Annotated in this window: 15 protein-coding genes; all 15 read left to right on the top strand. The window is 61.6% G+C overall.

Features of this window, described 5'->3' with window-relative positions; all coding sequences use genetic code 11:
- Positions 1 to 113: 113 nt before the first annotated feature.
- Positions 114 to 569: a division/cell wall cluster transcriptional repressor MraZ gene (gene mraZ, locus AU074_RS08760; RefSeq protein ID WP_003171868.1), complete on the top strand. Its 456-nt coding sequence runs from the start codon at positions 114 to 116 to the stop codon at positions 567 to 569.
- Positions 566 to 1513 carry a 16S rRNA (cytosine(1402)-N(4))-methyltransferase RsmH gene (gene rsmH, locus AU074_RS08755; RefSeq protein ID WP_076014390.1) on the top strand — a complete coding sequence of 316 codons (948 nt, stop codon included), beginning with the start codon at positions 566 to 568 and terminating at the stop codon, positions 1511 to 1513. The genes mraZ and rsmH overlap by 4 nt, the downstream gene beginning before the upstream one ends.
- Positions 1510 to 1803, top strand: coding sequence for a cell division protein FtsL (ftsL, locus tag AU074_RS08750; protein WP_003216203.1), 294 nt, complete (start codon positions 1510 to 1512; stop codon positions 1801 to 1803). The genes rsmH and ftsL overlap by 4 nt, the downstream gene beginning before the upstream one ends.
- A complete protein-coding gene (locus AU074_RS08745; RefSeq protein WP_167663429.1) occupies positions 1803 to 3545 on the top strand; it encodes a penicillin-binding protein 2 in 1743 nt (580 codons plus the stop codon). The genes ftsL and AU074_RS08745 overlap by 1 nt, the downstream gene beginning before the upstream one ends.
- Entirely contained in the window at positions 3545 to 5008 is a 1464-nt protein-coding gene (locus AU074_RS08740; protein ID WP_076014388.1) for a UDP-N-acetylmuramoyl-L-alanyl-D-glutamate--2,6-diaminopimelate ligase, read from the top strand. Before AU074_RS08745 ends, AU074_RS08740 begins: the two co-directional genes overlap by 1 nt.
- Positions 5001 to 6371: a UDP-N-acetylmuramoyl-tripeptide--D-alanyl-D-alanine ligase gene (gene murF, locus AU074_RS08735; protein ID WP_076014387.1), complete on the top strand. Its 1371-nt coding sequence runs from the start codon at positions 5001 to 5003 to the stop codon at positions 6369 to 6371. Before AU074_RS08740 ends, murF begins: the two co-directional genes overlap by 8 nt.
- A complete protein-coding gene (mraY, locus tag AU074_RS08730; protein ID WP_017477688.1) occupies positions 6371 to 7453 on the top strand; it encodes a phospho-N-acetylmuramoyl-pentapeptide-transferase in 1083 nt (360 codons plus the stop codon). Before murF ends, mraY begins: the two co-directional genes overlap by 1 nt.
- 6 nt (positions 7454 to 7459) lie before the next feature.
- On the top strand, positions 7460 to 8806 hold the full coding sequence (gene murD / locus AU074_RS08725) for a UDP-N-acetylmuramoyl-L-alanine--D-glutamate ligase (protein ID WP_076014386.1): 1347 nt from the start codon (positions 7460 to 7462) through the stop codon (positions 8804 to 8806).
- Positions 8803 to 10026, top strand: coding sequence for a putative lipid II flippase FtsW (ftsW, locus tag AU074_RS08720; protein ID WP_076014385.1), 1224 nt, complete (start codon positions 8803 to 8805; stop codon positions 10024 to 10026). Before murD ends, ftsW begins: the two co-directional genes overlap by 4 nt.
- Positions 10016 to 11086: an undecaprenyldiphospho-muramoylpentapeptide beta-N-acetylglucosaminyltransferase gene (gene murG / locus AU074_RS08715; RefSeq protein ID WP_076014384.1), complete on the top strand. Its 1071-nt coding sequence runs from the start codon at positions 10016 to 10018 to the stop codon at positions 11084 to 11086. Before ftsW ends, murG begins: the two co-directional genes overlap by 11 nt.
- Entirely contained in the window at positions 11079 to 12524 is a 1446-nt protein-coding gene (gene murC, locus AU074_RS08710; RefSeq protein ID WP_003216219.1) for a UDP-N-acetylmuramate--L-alanine ligase, read from the top strand. The genes murG and murC overlap by 8 nt, the downstream gene beginning before the upstream one ends.
- Positions 12521 to 13477 (top strand): D-alanine--D-alanine ligase, encoded by a 957-nt coding sequence (locus AU074_RS08705; RefSeq protein ID WP_076014383.1) that lies wholly within the window; start codon positions 12521 to 12523, stop codon positions 13475 to 13477. Before murC ends, AU074_RS08705 begins: the two co-directional genes overlap by 4 nt.
- Positions 13478 to 13481: 4 nt before the next feature.
- Complete coding sequence (locus AU074_RS08700; protein ID WP_029615882.1) at positions 13482 to 14348, top strand: cell division protein FtsQ/DivIB; 867 nt, start codon at positions 13482 to 13484, stop codon at positions 14346 to 14348.
- A 15-nt stretch (positions 14349 to 14363) separates the two neighbouring features.
- Entirely contained in the window at positions 14364 to 15626 is a 1263-nt protein-coding gene (gene ftsA / locus AU074_RS08695) for a cell division protein FtsA (protein WP_003216224.1), read from the top strand.
- Between the two features lie 65 nt (positions 15627 to 15691).
- Positions 15692 to 16888, top strand: coding sequence for a cell division protein FtsZ (ftsZ, locus tag AU074_RS08690; RefSeq protein WP_003216225.1), 1197 nt, complete (start codon positions 15692 to 15694; stop codon positions 16886 to 16888).
- Positions 16889 to 16906 lie beyond the last annotated feature (18 nt).

Raw genomic sequence — 16906 nt, 5'->3', positions numbered from 1 at the left:
ATCCGCGCCTTGACGGTGTGGTGGGCGCATTCCTATAGTGTGCGCAAGTGGCGGAAAGTGGCACAAAGTGGGTTTTTTGAACGTAAAACGCTAAAATTTGGAGAAACGCATCTGTGTTTCGCGGAGCTAACGCTATCAGTCTCGATGCAAAAGGCCGTCTCGCCATGCCGAGCCGGTATCGTGACGAGCTCATTTCGCGAAGTTCCGGACAGTTAATCATCACCATCGATGCCGTTGACCCTTGTTTATGTGTTTACCCGCTCGATGAGTGGGAGCTGATTGAAACCAAGTTGCGTGCGCTGCCTTCACTGCGTGAAGAGAACCGCCGCCTGCAACGTTTGCTGATTGGTAATGCCGTCGACCTCGAACTCGATGGCAGTGGTCGTTTCCTGGTTCCACCGCGTCTGCGCGAATACGCCAAGTTGGACAAGCGCGCGATGCTGGTAGGCCAACTGAACAAGTTCCAGTTGTGGGACGAAGATGCCTGGGATGCTGTTTCTGCAGCTGACCTGGCTGCTATTCAACAACCGGGCGCTATGCCTGATGAACTGCGTGATTTGATCCTGTGACTATTGATAGCGGCTTTAACCACATCACCGTACTGCTTGACGAAGCCGTTGAGGCTCTCGCCGTACGCGCGGATGGCTGCTATTTGGATGGCACCTTCGGCAGGGGCGGGCACAGTCGGCTGATTCTCAGCCAGTTGGGTCCGGACGGTAAGCTCCTCGGGTTCGACAAAGACCCTCAAGCGATTGCCACCGGGCAAGCGCTAGCGGCCGAAGACGGCCGCTTTGTCGTTGTGCAGCGCAGCTTTGCCGAGCTCGGCGCAGAAGTGGCCAAGCGTGGCATGGCGGGCAAGGTGGCCGGGGTTCTGCTGGACCTGGGCGTGTCTTCGCCACAGCTGGACGACCCTGAGCGGGGCTTCAGTTTCATGAACGACGGCCCGCTGGACATGCGCATGGACCCAAGCCGTGGCGTCAGCGCCGCGCAGTTCATCGCCACCGCACCCCACGAAGAAATCACCCGTGTATTCAAGGAATACGGCGAAGAGCGCTTCGCTGGCCGCATGGCGCGTGCCGTGGTCGAGCGCCGGGAAATCCAGCCGTTCGAGCGCACCGCTGACCTGGCTGAAGTGCTGAAAGTCGCCAACCCTGCATGGGAAAAGGGCAAGAACCCGGCAACCCGTGCGTTCCAGGGCCTGCGCATTCACGTAAACAACGAATTGGGCGATCTGGAAGCCGGCCTTGAAGCCGCTCTGGAAGCGCTGGAAGTGGGCGGTCGCCTGGTGGTGATCAGCTTCCACTCCCTGGAAGACCGCATCGTCAAATTGTTCATGCGTCGTCTGGTCAAGGGCGAATCCGACAACCTGCCGCGCAACCTGCCGGTACGTTACGAAGCCTTTGTGCCGAAAATCAAAATCCATGGCAAAGCGCAGTTCGCTTCCGAAGCCGAACTCAAGGCCAACCCACGTGCCCGTAGCGCTGTCATGCGCGTTGCGGAGAAGTTGCGGTGAGCAAGCTTTTCGCCAAGCCCCTCCCGGGCGGCAGCTTCTTTATGTTGCTGTTGTTTGTTGGCGTGCTGGTGTCCGCGATTGCGGTGTCCTACAGCGCCCACTACAACCGTCAACTGCTCAATACCCTGTACGGGGAACTGAGTGTGCGCGACAAGGCGCAGGCAGAGTGGGGCCGGTTGATCCTGGAACAAAGTACCTGGACAGCCCACAGCCGTATCGAAGTGCTGGCCACTGAACAGCTCAAGATGCACATCCCTGGCGCTGCAGAAGTTCGCATGGTGGCGCCATGATGAAACTTGAGGGCGCACTCTACCCATGGCGTTTCCGTTTGGTGCTGGGGTTGTTGGCACTGATGGTGGGCGCGATTGCCTGGCGGATTATCGACCTGCAAGTGGTGGACCGTGACTTCCTGATCGGCCAGGGCGATGCCCGTAGCCTGCGGCATATCCCGATTCCTGCGCACCGCGGCCTGATCACCGACCGTAATGGCGAGCCTCTGGCCGTCAGTACTCCGGTGACCACCCTGTGGGCCAACGCCAAGGAAATGCAGACCGCCAAGGACAAGTGGCCGGAACTCGCTGCTGCCTTGGGCCAGGACCCGAAAGCCCTGAGCGAACGCCTCGAAGCCCAGGCCAATAAAGAATTCATCTACCTGGTTCGCGGGCTTACCCCTGAACAAGGCCAGCAGGTGCTCGACCTTAAAGTCCCCGGTGTCTACGGCATCGAGGAATTTCGGCGTTTCTACCCGGCCGGCGAAACCACTGCCCATATGGTGGGTTTCACCGACATTGATGATCACGGTCGCGAAGGCGTGGAACTCGCCTACGACGAATGGCTGGCCGGGGTTCCCGGCAAACGGCAGGTCATCAAGGATCGGCGCGGCAGACTGATCAAGGATGTCCAGGTCACCAAAAACGCCAAGGCCGGTAAGCCCTTGGCGTTGTCGATTGACCTGCGCCTGCAATATCTGGCCAACCGCGAGCTGCGTAACGCGATCATCGAGAACGGTGCGAAAGCCGGCAGCCTGGTGATCATGGACGTGAAGACCGGCGAGATTCTCGCCATGGTCAACCAGCCGACCTACAACCCGAATAACCGTCGCAACCTGCAGCCGGCGATGATGCGCAACCGCGCCATGATCGACGTGTTCGAGCCAGGTTCGACCATGAAAGCCATCTCCATGAGTGCCGCCCTGGAAACCGGGCGCTGGAAGCCCTCCGACAAGGTCGAGGTCTACCCGGGCACCCTGCAGTTGGGCAAATACACCATTCGTGACGTGTCCCGTAGCGAAGGCCCGGTGTTGGATTTGACAGGCATCCTGATCAACTCCAGTAACGTGGGCATGAGTAAAGTCGCCTTCGATATCGGCGGCGAAGCGATCTACCACCTCGCGCAAAAAGTCGGCCTGGGGCAACCCACTGGCCTGGACTTCCCGGGCGAGCGTGTAGGCAACCTGCCGAACTACCGCGACTGGAAAAAGGCCGAGACCGCAACGCTTTCCTATGGTTATGGCCTGTCGGTCACCGCGATCCAGCTGGCCCACGCCTTCTCGGTGCTGGCCAACAATGGCCGCATGGTGCCGCTGAGTTTGATTCACCTCGACGAGGCACCGCCTGCGACCCAGGTCATCCCGGAAAACGTCGCCAAGACCATACAAGGCATGCTGCAACAAGTGATCGAAGCACCGCGCGGCGTATTCCGTGCCCAGGTGCCGGCGTATCACGTGGCAGGCAAGTCCGGTACTGCGCGTAAAACCGCAGTCGGCACCAAGGGCTACGCCGAGAACTCCTACCGCTCGCTGTTCGCAGGCTTCGGCCCGATGAGCGATCCGCGTTACGCCATCGTTGTGGTTATCGATGAGCCGAGCAAAGCCGGTTACTTCGGTGGCCTGGTCTCGGCGCCGGTGTTCAGCAAAGTGATGTCCGGGACGTTGCGCCTGATGAACATCACGCCGGACAACCTGCCGGCTACCCAACAAGCGAACGCCGGTCCACCGGCCGCTGCGGTAAAAGCCAATGGAGGGCGCGGCTGATGTCTCTTAGCCTGAACAAGATTTTTGCCCACGCTGGCCGCGATCTGCTGATTCGCGAGTTGACGCTGGACAGCCGTAACGTGCGTGCCGGTGACCTGTTCCTGGCTGTACCGGGTGGCAAGTTCGATGGCCGTGACCATATTGCCGACGCGCTGAAACGCGGTGCGGCGGCAGTAGCCTATGAAGTGGAAGGCGCCACTGTGCTGCCGATCACCGACGTGCCATTGATTCCGGTCAAGGGCCTGGCGGCGCAGCTGTCGGACATCGCCGGGCGCTTTTATGGTGACCCGAGCCGCACCCTGAACCTGGTGGGCGTGACCGGCACCAACGGCAAGACCAGCGTGACCCAATTGGTTGCCCAGGCGCTTGACCTGCTGGGCCAGCATTGTGGCATCGTCGGCACCCTGGGCACTGGTTTCTACGGCGCGCTGCAAAGCGGCCTGCACACCACGCCTAACCCGATTGCCGTACAGGCGACCCTGGCCGACCTGAAAAAGGCCGGTGCCAAGGCGGTTGCCATGGAAGTCTCGTCCCACGGTCTGGACCAGGGCCGCGTAACCGCTCTGGCGTTCGACGTGGCGGTGATGACCAACCTGTCCCGCGATCACCTGGATTATCACGGCACCATGGAGGCATACGCCGCCACCAAGGCCCGTCTGTTTGCCTGGAATGACCTGAAGTGTCGAGTGGTCAACCTGGACGACGAATTCGGTCGCCAGTTGGCCGCCGCCAAAGGTGACGGTCGCTTGATCAGCTACAGCCTGGAAGATTCCAGCGCCTACCTGTATTGCCGTGAAGCCACCTTTGATGACGAAGGCGTGCGCGCCACCCTGGTGACGCCGCAGGGCGAGCACCATTTGCGCAGCACCTTGCTCGGGCGTTTCAACCTGAGCAACGTATTGGCCGCCGTCGGCGCCTTGCTCGGCCTGGATTACGCCCTCGACGAAATCCTGCGAGTGTTGCCGAAGCTGGAAGGCCCGGCCGGTCGCATGCAGCGTCTTGGCGGAGGCACACAGCCGCTGGTAGTGGTCGATTACGCCCACACCCCGGACGCCCTGGAAAAAATCCTGCAAGCCCTGCGTCCTCACGCCAAGGGCAAGTTGCTGTGCCTGTTCGGCTGTGGCGGTGACCGCGATCGCGGCAAGCGCCCGCTGATGGCTGAAATCGTCGAGCGCCTGGCTGATGGTGTTCTGGTTACGGACGACAACCCGCGCAGTGAAGACCCAAGCCAGATTTTTGATGACATTCGTGTCGGCTTTAAAAATGCGTCCAAGGCCACATTTGTTGCCGGTCGCGGTGCAGCCATCGCCCAACTGATCGCCAGCGCGAGTGCTGACGACGTGGTGGTGCTGGCCGGTAAAGGCCACGAGGACTACCAGGAAATCAACGGCGAACGTCACGCTTTCTCTGATCTGGTCGAGGCCGATCACGCCTTGACCGCATGGGAGGTGGCTCATGCTTAAGGCGCTCAAGTTCAGCGAACTGACCCAGGCCTTGTCGGCCCGCGTGCTGTCGGCTGATTGCCGCTTTGATGGCGTCAGCATCGACAGCCGGACGATCAAGCCCGGGCAACTGTTTGTCGCCTTGGCCGGCCCAAGTTTTGATGGCCACGACTACCTGAATGACGTCGCTGCCAAAGGCGCTGTCGGCGCTCTGGTGCAGCGCGAAGTTGCTGGCTCGACACTGCCGCAATTGCTGGTAGCCGACACCCGCCTGGCCCTCGGCCAACTGGGTGCGCTGAACCGTGCCGCTTTCACCAATCCTGTCGCGGCAATCACCGGCTCCAGCGGCAAAACCACGGTCAAGGAATTGCTGGCCGGGATCCTGCGCACGCGCGGGCCGGTCCTGGCGACTCGCGGTAACCTGAACAATGATTTCGGCGCTCCGCTGACCCTGCTCGAACTGGCCCCGGAACACACGGCGGCAGTGATCGAACTGGGTGCTTCGCGCGTCGGCGAAATCGCCTACACCGTGGCCATGACCAAGCCTCACGTCGCGGTGATCAGCAACGCCGGCACCGCCCACGTCGGCGAGTTTGGCGGCCCTGAAAAGATCGTTGAAGCCAAGGGCGAAATCATCGAAGGCCTCGACGCGTCCGGCACCGCCGTGCTGAACCTCGACGACAAAGCCTTCGAAACCTGGCGTGTACGTGCCGCCGGTCGCAAGGTCTTGAGCTTTGCGGTGCACAACGCCGCTGCCGATTTCCATGCCTCGAATATCAAAGCCGACGCTCGTGGCTGCCCGTCTTTCACTCTGCATACCCCGCAAGGTGACGAGCACGTACAACTGAACCTGCTGGGCAACCATAACGTCGCGAACGCCCTGGCCGCCGCTGCTGCTGCCCATGTGCTGGGCGTGTCGTTGTTTGGCATCGCCACCGGCCTTGGCGCAGTGCAACCGGTCAAGGGTCGCACCGTCGCGCAACTGGCCAGCAACGGCATGCGCGTGATTGATGACACCTACAACGCCAACCAGTCTTCGATCTGTGCCGCCATCGATCTGCTGACCAGCTTCGACGGTCGCAAGGTGCTGGTACTGGGGGACATCGCCGAACTGGGCGAGTGGGCCGAACAGTCTCACCGTGAAGTCGGCGCCTATGCCGCCGGCAAGGTCGACGCCTTGTACGCCGTTGGACCGAACATGCTTCACGCCGTGGACACCTTCGGGCCGGGCGCCAGGCATTTCGCCAGCCAGGCCGAACTGATCCAGGCACTGAGTGCGGCTGAACAAGACAAACACACCACTATTTTGATCAAGGGATCGCGCAGCGCGGTGATGGAAAACGTCGTCGCGGCCTTGTGTGCCTCAAGTACGGAGAAACATTAATGCTGCTGCTGCTGGCTGAGTATCTGCAACAGTTCCACAAAGGCTTCGCGGTCTTTCAGTACCTGACCCTGCGCGGGATTCTGGGTGTGCTGACCGCGCTGTCGTTGTCGCTGTTCCTCGGGCCATGGATGATCCGTACCCTGCAAAACCTGCAGATTGGCCAGTCCGTGCGCAACGACGGCCCGCAGTCGCACCTGTCCAAGTCCGGCACCCCGACCATGGGCGGCGCGTTGATCCTGTCGTCCATCGGCATCAGTACGCTGCTGTGGGCTGACCTGCATAACCGCTACGTCTGGACCGTGCTGCTGGTGACCTTGCTGTTCGGCGCCATCGGCTGGGTGGATGACTACCGCAAGGTGATCGAGAAGAACTCCAAGGGGCTGCCAAGCCGCTGGAAGTATTTCTGGCAGTCGGTGTTCGGCCTGGCGGCGGCAATCTTCCTCTATACGACTGCGCCAAGCGCGGTCGAGACCACCCTGATCATCCCGATGCTCAAGGACGCCAGCATCCCGCTGGGTGTTGGCTTCGTGGTACTGACTTACTTCGTGATCGTCGGCTCGAGCAACGCGGTTAACCTGACTGACGGCCTCGACGGCCTGGCGATCATGCCGACGGTGATGGTGGGCGGCGCGCTCGGCATCTTCTGCTACCTGTCGGGTAACGTGAAATTCGCTGAATACCTGCTGATCCCGTATGTACCGGGCGCGGGCGAACTGATTGTGTTCTGCGGCGCCTTGATCGGTGCGGGCCTTGGGTTCCTGTGGTTCAACACCTATCCGGCACAAGTCTTCATGGGCGACGTCGGCGCACTGGCGCTGGGCGCGGCCCTGGGCACCATCGCGGTGATCGTCCGCCAGGAAATCGTCCTGTTCATCATGGGCGGTGTGTTCGTGATGGAAACCCTGTCGGTGGTGATCCAGGTTGCCTCCTTCAAATTGACCGGGCGCCGCGTGTTCCGCATGGCGCCGATTCACCACCACTTTGAACTCAAGGGCTGGCCTGAGCCGCGGGTGATTGTCCGTTTCTGGATTATCACCGTGATTCTGGTTCTGTTCGGCCTTGCCACCCTGAAACTGAGGTAGAAACGAGTGTCCCTGATCGCTTCAGACCACTTCCGCATCGTTGTCGGCCTCGGCAAGAGCGGCATGTCCCTGGTTCGCTTCCTGGCGAACCGGGGCACGTCGTTTGCCGTGGCCGATACGCGGGAAAATCCACCGGAGCTGGTCACGCTGCGCCGTGACTACCCGCACGTGGAAGTGCGTTGTGGCGAGCTGGATGTCGAGTTTCTGTGCCGTGCCGATGAGCTCTACGTGAGCCCCGGCCTAGCCCTGGCGACACCGGCCCTGCAAGCGGCGGCGGCCCGTGGCGTGAAGTTGTCCGGCGACATCGAGCTGTTCGCGCGTAACGCGAAGGCGCCGATCGTGGCCATCAGCGGTTCCAATGCAAAAAGCACCGTCACCACCCTGGTGGGCGAGATGGCGGCTGCGGCCGGCAAGCGCGTGGCAGTGGGCGGCAACCTCGGTACTCCGGCGCTGGACCTGCTCAACGACGACGTCGAGCTTTACGTGATGGAGCTGTCGAGCTTCCAGCTGGAAACCACCGACCAGCTAAACGCCGAAGTGGCCACCGTGCTCAACGTCAGCGAAGATCACATGGACCGCTACAGCGGGCTGCCGGCCTATCACCTGGCCAAGCATCGGATCTTCCGGGGCGCGCGGCAAGTGGTGGTGAACCGTCAGGACGCCCTGAGCCGTCCGCTGATCGGCGAAGGTCTGCCGTGCTGGACCTTCGGCCTGAACAAACCCGACTTCAAGGCTTTCGGCCTTCGGGAAGAGAACGGCGAGAAATACCTGGCCTTCGAATTCCAGAACCTGATGCCGGTGCGCGAACTGAAAATCCGTGGTGCCCACAACCAGGCCAATGCCCTCGCGGCGCTGGCGCTCGGTCACGCAGTTGGCTTGCCGTTCGACGCCATGCTCTCGGCCTTGCGCAGCTTTGCCGGCCTTGAGCATCGCTGCCAGTGGGTTCGCGAGCTGGATGGCGTCGGCTATTACAACGATTCCAAGGCCACCAACGTCGGTGCGGCACTGGCCGCCATCGAAGGTTTGGGTGCCGATATTCAAGGCAAGGTCGTGCTGATCGCCGGTGGCGACGGCAAGGGTGCTGACTTCAAGGACCTTAAAGGCCCGGTCGCCGCTAACTGCCGCGCCGTGGTGCTGATGGGCCGTGATTCCGGCTTGATCGCCGATGCCCTGGGCGACGCCGTACCGCAGGTGCGTGCGCAGTCCCTGGATGACGCCATCGCCCAATCCAAAGCCCTGGCCCAGCCGGGTGACGTGGTGCTGCTGTCGCCTGCCTGCGCGAGTTTCGACATGTTCAAGAACTACGAAGAGCGCGGCCAGCTGTTCGCCCGCGCCGTGGAGGCCTTGGCATGAGTATCAATTTGCGGAACATCATCAAGCCGTACCCGTCGCCGCTCATTACCGGGCGCGGTATCGACCTGGATTTCCCGATGCTCGCCGGTTGCCTTGCGCTGCTGGGCCTGGGCCTGGTGATGATCACCTCGGCGTCCTCGGAAGTGGCCGCCGTGCAGTCGGGCAACACCCTGTACATGATGATCCGCCACCTGGTGTACCTGGTCATCGGCCTCGGTGCGTGCATCGTCACCATGATGATCCCGATCGCCACCTGGCAGCGCCTGGGTTGGCTGATGCTGGTGGGAGCGTTCGGCCTGTTGGTCATGGTGATCGTGCCCGGCATCGGGCGTGAGGTGAACGGTTCGATGCGCTGGATCGGCTTCGGTGCATTCAACGTGCAACCGTCGGAAATCGCCAAGGTGTTCGTGGTGATCTACCTCGCCGGTTACCTGGTGCGGCGCCAGAAAGAAGTACGCGAAAGCTGGATGGGCTTCTTCAAGCCGTTCATCGTGCTGCTGCCCATGGCCGGCCTTTTGCTGATGGAGCCGGACTTCGGTGCCACCGTCGTAATGATGGGGGCGGCGGCGGCGATGCTGTTCCTCGGTGGCGTGGGCCTGTTCCGCTTCACCTTGATGGTGGTGCTGGCGGTGGCCGCCGTGACCATTCTGGTGCAGGCGCAGCCCTACCGGATGGCCCGTCTGATTACCTTTACCGACCCGTGGTCCGATCAATTCGGCTCCGGCTACCAACTGACCCAGGCGTTGATCGCCTTCGGTCGCGGCGAGTGGCTGGGCGTTGGCCTGGGCAACAGCGTGCAGAAGCAGTTCTACCTGCCGGAAGCCCACACCGACTTCGTGTTCTCGGTGCTCGCCGAAGAGTTGGGCGTGGTCGGTTCGTTGTGCACCGTCGCGCTGTTCGTATTCGTGTGTGTACGCGGCATGTACATCGGCTTGTGGGCCGAAAAGGCCAAGCAATATTTTGCCGCTTACGTAGCGTACGGCTTGTCGTTCCTGTGGATCGGCCAGTTCCTGATCAACATCGGGGTGAACGTCGGCTTGCTGCCGACCAAGGGCCTGACCTTGCCGTTCCTCAGTTACGGCGGCAGTTCGTTGGTGATTTGCTGCGCCTGTCTCGGGTTACTGCTGCGCATCGAGTGGGAGAGTCGAACCCACCTGGGCAGCGAAGAGATGGAGTTCAGCGAAAGCGACTTCGCCGAGGAGCCGAACCATGGGCGCTAACGTGCTGATCATGGCGGGCGGCACCGGTGGCCACGTGTTCCCGGCGCTGGCCTGTGCCCGCGAGTTCCAGAACCGCGGCTACACCGTGCATTGGCTCGGTACGCCGCGCGGCATCGAAAACGATCTGGTACCGAATGCCGGCTTGTCGCTGCATTTGATCAACGTCACCGGCCTGCGTGGCAAGGGCAAGTTGTCCCTGCTCAAGGCGCCGTTCGTGTTGCTCAAAGCGGTGTGGCAGGCGCGCAAGGTGATCCGTGAAGTGAAGCCGGTGTGCGTGCTGGGCTTTGGTGGTTACGTGACTGGCCCTGGTGGTGTCGCGGCAAAACTCGCCGGTGTGCCGGTGATCGTTCACGAGCAGAACGCCGTGGCCGGCACCGCCAACCGCCTGCTGGTGCCTTTGGCTGCCCGGGTGTGCGAGGCCTTCCCGAAGACCTTTGGTGCTGCGGACAAGCTGCGCACTACCGGCAACCCGGTGCGTACCGAGCTGTTCATGGACATTGCCCGCCAGCCGTTGGCCGGTCGCAAGGCGCACCTGTTGATCCTGGGCGGAAGCCTGGGCGCCGAACCCTTGAACAAATTGCTGCCTGAAGCGGTGTCGCAACTCCCTGAAGAATTGCGCCCCGAGATCTTTCATCAGGCCGGCAAGAACCACGATGAAGTGACCGCCACGCGCTATCGCGAAGCGGGTGTGGAGGCGAATGTGCAGCCCTTCATCAAAGACATGGCCCAAGCCTATGGCTGGGCCGACCTGGTGGTCTGTCGCGCAGGTGCGTTGACCGTCAGTGAACTGGCCGCCGCCGGTCTGCCGTCCTTGCTGGTGCCTTTGCCCCACGCGATCGACGATCACCAGACCCGCAACGCCGAATATTTGGCCGGGGAGGGCGCTGCCTTCCTGCTGCCGCAAAGAACGACTGGCGCCGCCGATTTGGCCGCACGCCTGACCGAGGTTTTGATGCAACCGGAACGACTGAACAGCATGGCGAGCACCGCAAGCCGCCTGGCCAAACCTGACGCAACCCGCACCGTGGTCGATATCTGCCTGGAGGTGGCCCATGGTTGAGAATCAGAAAGCCATGCCGCAGCCGGAAATGCGCCGCATCCGTCGCATCCACTTCGTCGGTATCGGCGGCGTGGGCATGTGCGGAATCGCCGAAGTGTTGCTGAACCTGGGTTACCAGGTGTCCGGCTCCGACCTGAAAATGTCGCCGGTCACCGAGCGCCTGGAATCGTTTGGCGCGAAAATCTTTATCGGCCACCGCGCCGAGAACGCTGCCGAAGCCGATGTGCTGGTGGTCTCCAGCGCTGTGAACACCTCCAACCCGGAAGTGGCGACTGCCCTTGAACGTCGCATTCCCGTGGTGCCGCGCGCCGAGATGCTGGCCGAGCTGATGCGCTACCGCCACGGCATTGCCGTCGCCGGTACCCACGGCAAGACCACCACCACCAGCCTGATCGCCTCGGTGTTCGCTGCCGGTGGCCTGGACCCGACGTTCGTGATCGGTGGCCGCCTGAATGCAGCCGGCACCAATGCACAACTCGGTACCAGCCGCTACCTGATCGCCGAAGCCGATGAAAGCGACGCCAGCTTCCTGCACCTGCAACCGCTGGTGGCCGTGGTGACCAACATCGACGCCGACCATATGGCGACCTACGACGGTGACTTCAACAAACTGAAGAAAACCTTTGTCGAGTTCCTGCACAACCTGCCGTTCTACGGTCTGGCCGTGGTGTGTCTGGACGATCCGGTGGTGCGTGAAATCCTGCCGCTGGTGAAGCGTCCGACCGTGACCTACGGCTTCAGCGAAGACTGCGACGTGCGCGCAATCAATGTGCGCCAGCAGGGCATGCAGACCTTCTTCACCGTGCTGCGTCCTGACCGCGAGCCGCTGGATGTCTCGGTGAACATGCCGGGCAACCACAACGTACTCAACTCCCTGGCGACCATCTGCATCGCCTCCGACGAAGGCGTCAGCGATGAAGCCATCGTCGAAGGCCTGTCGGGTTTTGCCGGCGTAGGTCGTCGCTTCCAGGTCTACGGCGAACTGCCGGTGGACGGCGGCAACGTGATGCTCGTGGACGACTACGGTCACCACCCGACCGAAGTCGCGGCGGTGATCAAGGCCGTACGCGGTGGCTGGCCGGAACGCCGCCTGGTGATGGTGTACCAGCCGCACCGCTACAGCCGTACCCGTGACCTGTACGACGATTTCGTCAATGTACTGGCGGATGCCAACGTGTTGCTGCTGATGGAAGTCTACCCGGCCGGTGAAGAGCCGATCCCGGGCGCCGACAGCCGCAAGCTGTGCAACAGCATCCGTCAACGCGGCCAGCTGGATCCGATCTACATCGAGCGCGGTGTGGACCTCGCGCCAATCGTCAAGCCGCTGCTGCGCGCCGGCGACATCCTGCTGTGCCAGGGTGCCGGTGACATCGGCGGCCTCGCCCCTAAATTGCTGGCAAGCCCGCTGTTTGCCGCCGCGCAGGGGAAGTCGAAATGACCACTGACTACGGCTCGCTGTTCTCCACCATCCAACCTGCCGACTTCGGCCGCGTCGCGGTGCTGTTCGGCGGCAAAAGTGCTGAGCGTGAAGTGTCGCTGAAGTCCGGCAACGCCGTACTGGAAGCGCTGCAAAGTGCCGGTGTGAATGCGTTCGGCATCGACGTGGGTGATGACTTCCTGTCGCGCCTGCAGGCCGAGAAAATCGACCGGGCCTTCGTCATTCTTCACGGCCGTGGCGGTGAAGACGGCAGCATGCAAGGCCTGCTGGAATGCCTTGGCATTCCGTACACCGGCAGCGGCATCCTCGCTTCGGCGCTGGCCATGGACAAGTTGCGCACCAAACAGGTGTGGCACAGCCTGGGGATTCCGACCCCGCGTCACAGCGTGCTGTGCAGCGAAGACGATTGTATTTCTGCAGCCAAGGAACTGGGCCTGCCTTTGATCGTCAAACCAGCCCATGAAGGCTCCAGTATCGGCATGGCTAAAGTGAACTCAGCCGCCGAATTGATTGACGCATGGAAAGCGGCCAGTACCTACGATTCGCAAGTGTTGGTGGAACAGTGGATTCAAGGTCCCGAGTTCACCATCGCTACTCTGCGTGGCCAGGTATTGCCGCCTATCGCATTGGGCACGCCCCACACCTTTTATGACTACGACGCCAAGTACGTGGCTTCCGATACTCAGTACCGGATCCCGTGTGGCCTCGACGCAACCAAGGAACAGGAATTGATGGACCTCACGGCGAAAGCCTGTGAGGCGCTGGGTATCGCCGGTTGGGCGCGGGCAGACGTGATGCAGGATGACCAAGGGAATTTCTGGTTCCTTGAAGTCAACACCGCACCCGGGATGACCGATCACAGCCTGGTACCTATGGCCGCTCGTGCAGCCGGTTTGGATTTCCAGCAGTTGGTGCTGGCGATCTTGGCCGCAAGCATTGAGCCCCGAGGCTAAGACCATGAACGGCGCATCGCTTCGTCATCAGCAACCCGCTCCCGGCCGCAAGCCGGTACCGCGTGGTGCCAGCCGAATGGTGGCTAAAGAGCCGATGTCGGCGCGCATGCCGAAAGCCAATTTTGGTTTTCTGAAGGCGCTGTTCTGGCCGGTGATTCTGGTGGCGTTGGGGTTTGGTACGTACGAAGGCGCCCAGCGTCTGCTGCCGTATGCCGACCGGCCGATCACCAAGATCAGCGTGCAGGGCGACTTGAGTTACATCAGCCAGCAAGCCGTGCAGCAGCGAATCGCCCCGTTTGTGGCGTCGAGCTTCTTCACCATCGACCTGGCAGGCATGCGTTCCGAGCTGGAACAGATGCCATGGATTGCCCACGCCGAAGTTCGTCGCGTGTGGCCGGATCAGGTAACGATCCGCCTGGAAGAACAACTGCCCGTGGCCCGTTGGGGCGATGGACAGTTGTTGAACAACCAGGGCCAGGCATTTGCGCCTCGCGAAGTGGCGAATTACGAGCACCTGCCGCAGTTGTTCGGGCCGCAGCGGGCGCAACAGCAAGTGATGCAGCAGTACCAGGCGTTGAGCCAGATGCTGCGGCCGTTGGGTTTCTCGATTGCGCGACTGGAATTGCGCGAGCGGGGCAGCTGGTTTTTGACCACGGGCGCAGGCAGTTCCGGCCCGGGCATCGAGTTGTTGCTGGGACGCGGCAACCTGGTGGAAAAGATGCGCCGTTTTATCGCCATCTATGAAAAGACCTTGAAAGAACAGATTACGAACATTGCGAGCATCGACCTGCGTTACGCCAACGGCCTTGCCGTCGGCTGGCGGGCCCCTGCGGCGCCCACGGCAGCGCAACCTGCTGTCGCGAAGAATTAAGAAGAGGCAGGACCCATGGCAAACGTGCAAAGCGGCAAAATGATCGTCGGTCTGGATATCGGCACCTCCAAGGTGGTGGCGCTGGTAGGCGAGGTCGCGGACGACGGCACGCTGGAAATCGTCGGAATCGGCACGCATCCGTCCCGGGGCCTGAAGAAGGGCGTGGTGGTGAATATTGAATCCACCGTGCAATCGATCCAGCGCGCCATCGAAGAAGCGCAGCTGATGGCCGGTTGCCGGATTCACTCGGCATTTGTCGGTGTTGCCGGCAACCACATCCGCAGCCTGAATTCCCACGGCATCGTGGCGATTCGCGACCGTGAAGTCAGCTCGGCTGACCTGGAGCGGGTACTCGACGCAGCGCAAGCCGTGGCGATCCCGGCTGACCAGCGCGTGCTGCACACGCTGCCGCAGGACTACGTGATCGACAACCAGGAAGGCGTTCGCGAGCCCCTGGGCATGTCGGGCGTTCGTCTGGAAGCCAAGGTTCACGTAGTGACCTGCGCCGTCAACGCGGCACAGAACATTGAAAAATGCGTGCGCCGCTGCGGCCTGGAAATCGACGACATCATTCTCGAGCAGCTTGCCTCCGCGTATTCGGTACTGACCGACGACGAAAAAGAACTGGGCGTGTGCCTGGTGGACATCGGCGGCGGCACCACAGACATCGCGATCTTCACCGAGGGTGCGATCCGTCACACCGCCGTGATCCCGATTGCCGGTGACCAAGTGACCAACGACATCGCCATGGCGTTGCGCACACCGACCCAGTACGCCGAAGAAATCAAGATCCGTTACGCCTGCGCCCTGGCCAAGCTGGCCGGTGCCGGTGAAACCATCAAGGTGCCGAGCGTGGGCGACCGTCCACCGCGCGAACTGTCGCGCCAGGCGTTGGCCGAAGTGGTCGAACCGCGCTACGACGAACTGTTCACCCTGATCCAGGCTGAACTGCGCCGCAGCGGCTACGAAGATTTGATCCCGGCCGGCATCGTGCTGACCGGTGGCACCTCGAAGATGGAAGGCGCGGTCGAGTTGGCTGAGGAAATCTTCCACATGCCTGTCCGCCTGGGCGTGCCCCATGGCGTCAAGGGCCTGGGCGACGTAGTGCGCAACCCGATTTATTCCACCGGTGTGGGCTTGCTGTTGTACGGGCTGCAAAAGCAGACCGACGGCATTTCCCTGTCGGGCCCGAGCAACCGCGACAGCTACAGAAGCGACGACGAAGCGAAAGCGCCGTTGTTCGAGCGGTTGCAGGCTTGGGTGAAAGGCAATTTCTAAAGATTTACCGCAACACCGTTTCAAGTAGTAGGCGAAAAAACTAGAGAAATGAAAGGAGAGGGAAAATGTTCGAACTCGTAGACAACATCCCCGCAAGCCCGGTCATCAAAGTGATCGGCGTCGGCGGTGGCGGCGGCAACGCTGTCAACCATATGGTCAAGAGCAACATTGAAGGCGTTGAATTCATCTGCGCCAACACTGACGCCCAGGCCCTCAAAAGCATCGGTGCACGCACCATCCTGCAATTGGGCACAGCCGTGACCAAGGGCCTGGGTGCCGGCGCGAATCCGGAAGTCGGCCGTCAAGCCGCTCTGGAAGACCGCGAGCGCATTGCTGAAGTGCTGCAAGGCACCAACATGGTGTTCATCACCACGGGCATGGGCGGTGGTACCGGTACCGGTGCTGCGCCGATCATTGCCGAAGTGGCCAAGGAAATGGGGATCCTGACGGTTGCCGTCGTGACTCGTCCTTTCCCGTTCGAAGGTCGCAAGCGCATGCAGATCGCCGATGAAGGCATCCGTCTGCTGTCCGAAAGCGTCGACTCGTTGATCACCATTCCCAACGAGAAGCTGCTGACCATCCTCGGTAAGGACGCAAGCCTGCTGTCGGCTTTCGCCAAGGCTGACGATGTACTGGCCGGTGCCGTTCGCGGTATCTCCGACATCATCAAGCGTCCGGGCATGATCAACGTCGACTTTGCCGACGTACGTACCGTGATGAGCGAAATGGGCATGGCGATGATGGGCACTGGCTGCGCCAGCGGTCCGAACCGTGCACGTGAAGCCACTGAAGCGGCCATCCGCAACCCGTTGCTGGAAGACGTGAACCTGCAAGGTGCACGCGGCATCCTGGTGAATATCACCGCCGGTCCTGACCTGTCCCTGGGTGAGTACTCCGACGTGGGTAGCATCATCGAAGCCTTCGCTTCCGAGCACGCCATGGTCAAGGTCGGTACTGTTATCGATCCGGACATGCGCGACGAACTGCACGTGACCGTTGTTGCTACCGGCCTGGGTGCAAAAATCGAGAAGCCTGTAAAGGTGATCGACAATACCGTCCATACCAGCCACGCCAGCCAGCAAGCTGCCGCTCCAGCGCCTTCGCGCCAGGAACTGCCGTCTGTGAACTATCGTGACCTGGATCGTCCGACCGTGATGCGCAACCAGGCTCAGGCCGGTGCTGCTGCGTCCCGTAGCCCGAATCCGCAAGATGACCTGGACTACCTGGACATCCCGGCTTTCCTGCGTCGTCAGGCCGATTAATGGAATGTATCAGGGCTA

Origin of the sequence: Pseudomonas sp. ATCC PTA-122608, from assembly GCF_001952855.1 — a bacterium.
In the GTDB taxonomy this organism is placed as follows: Bacteria; Pseudomonadota; Gammaproteobacteria; order Pseudomonadales; family Pseudomonadaceae; genus Aquipseudomonas.
This window is presented reverse-complemented; position numbering and strand designations above follow the sequence as displayed.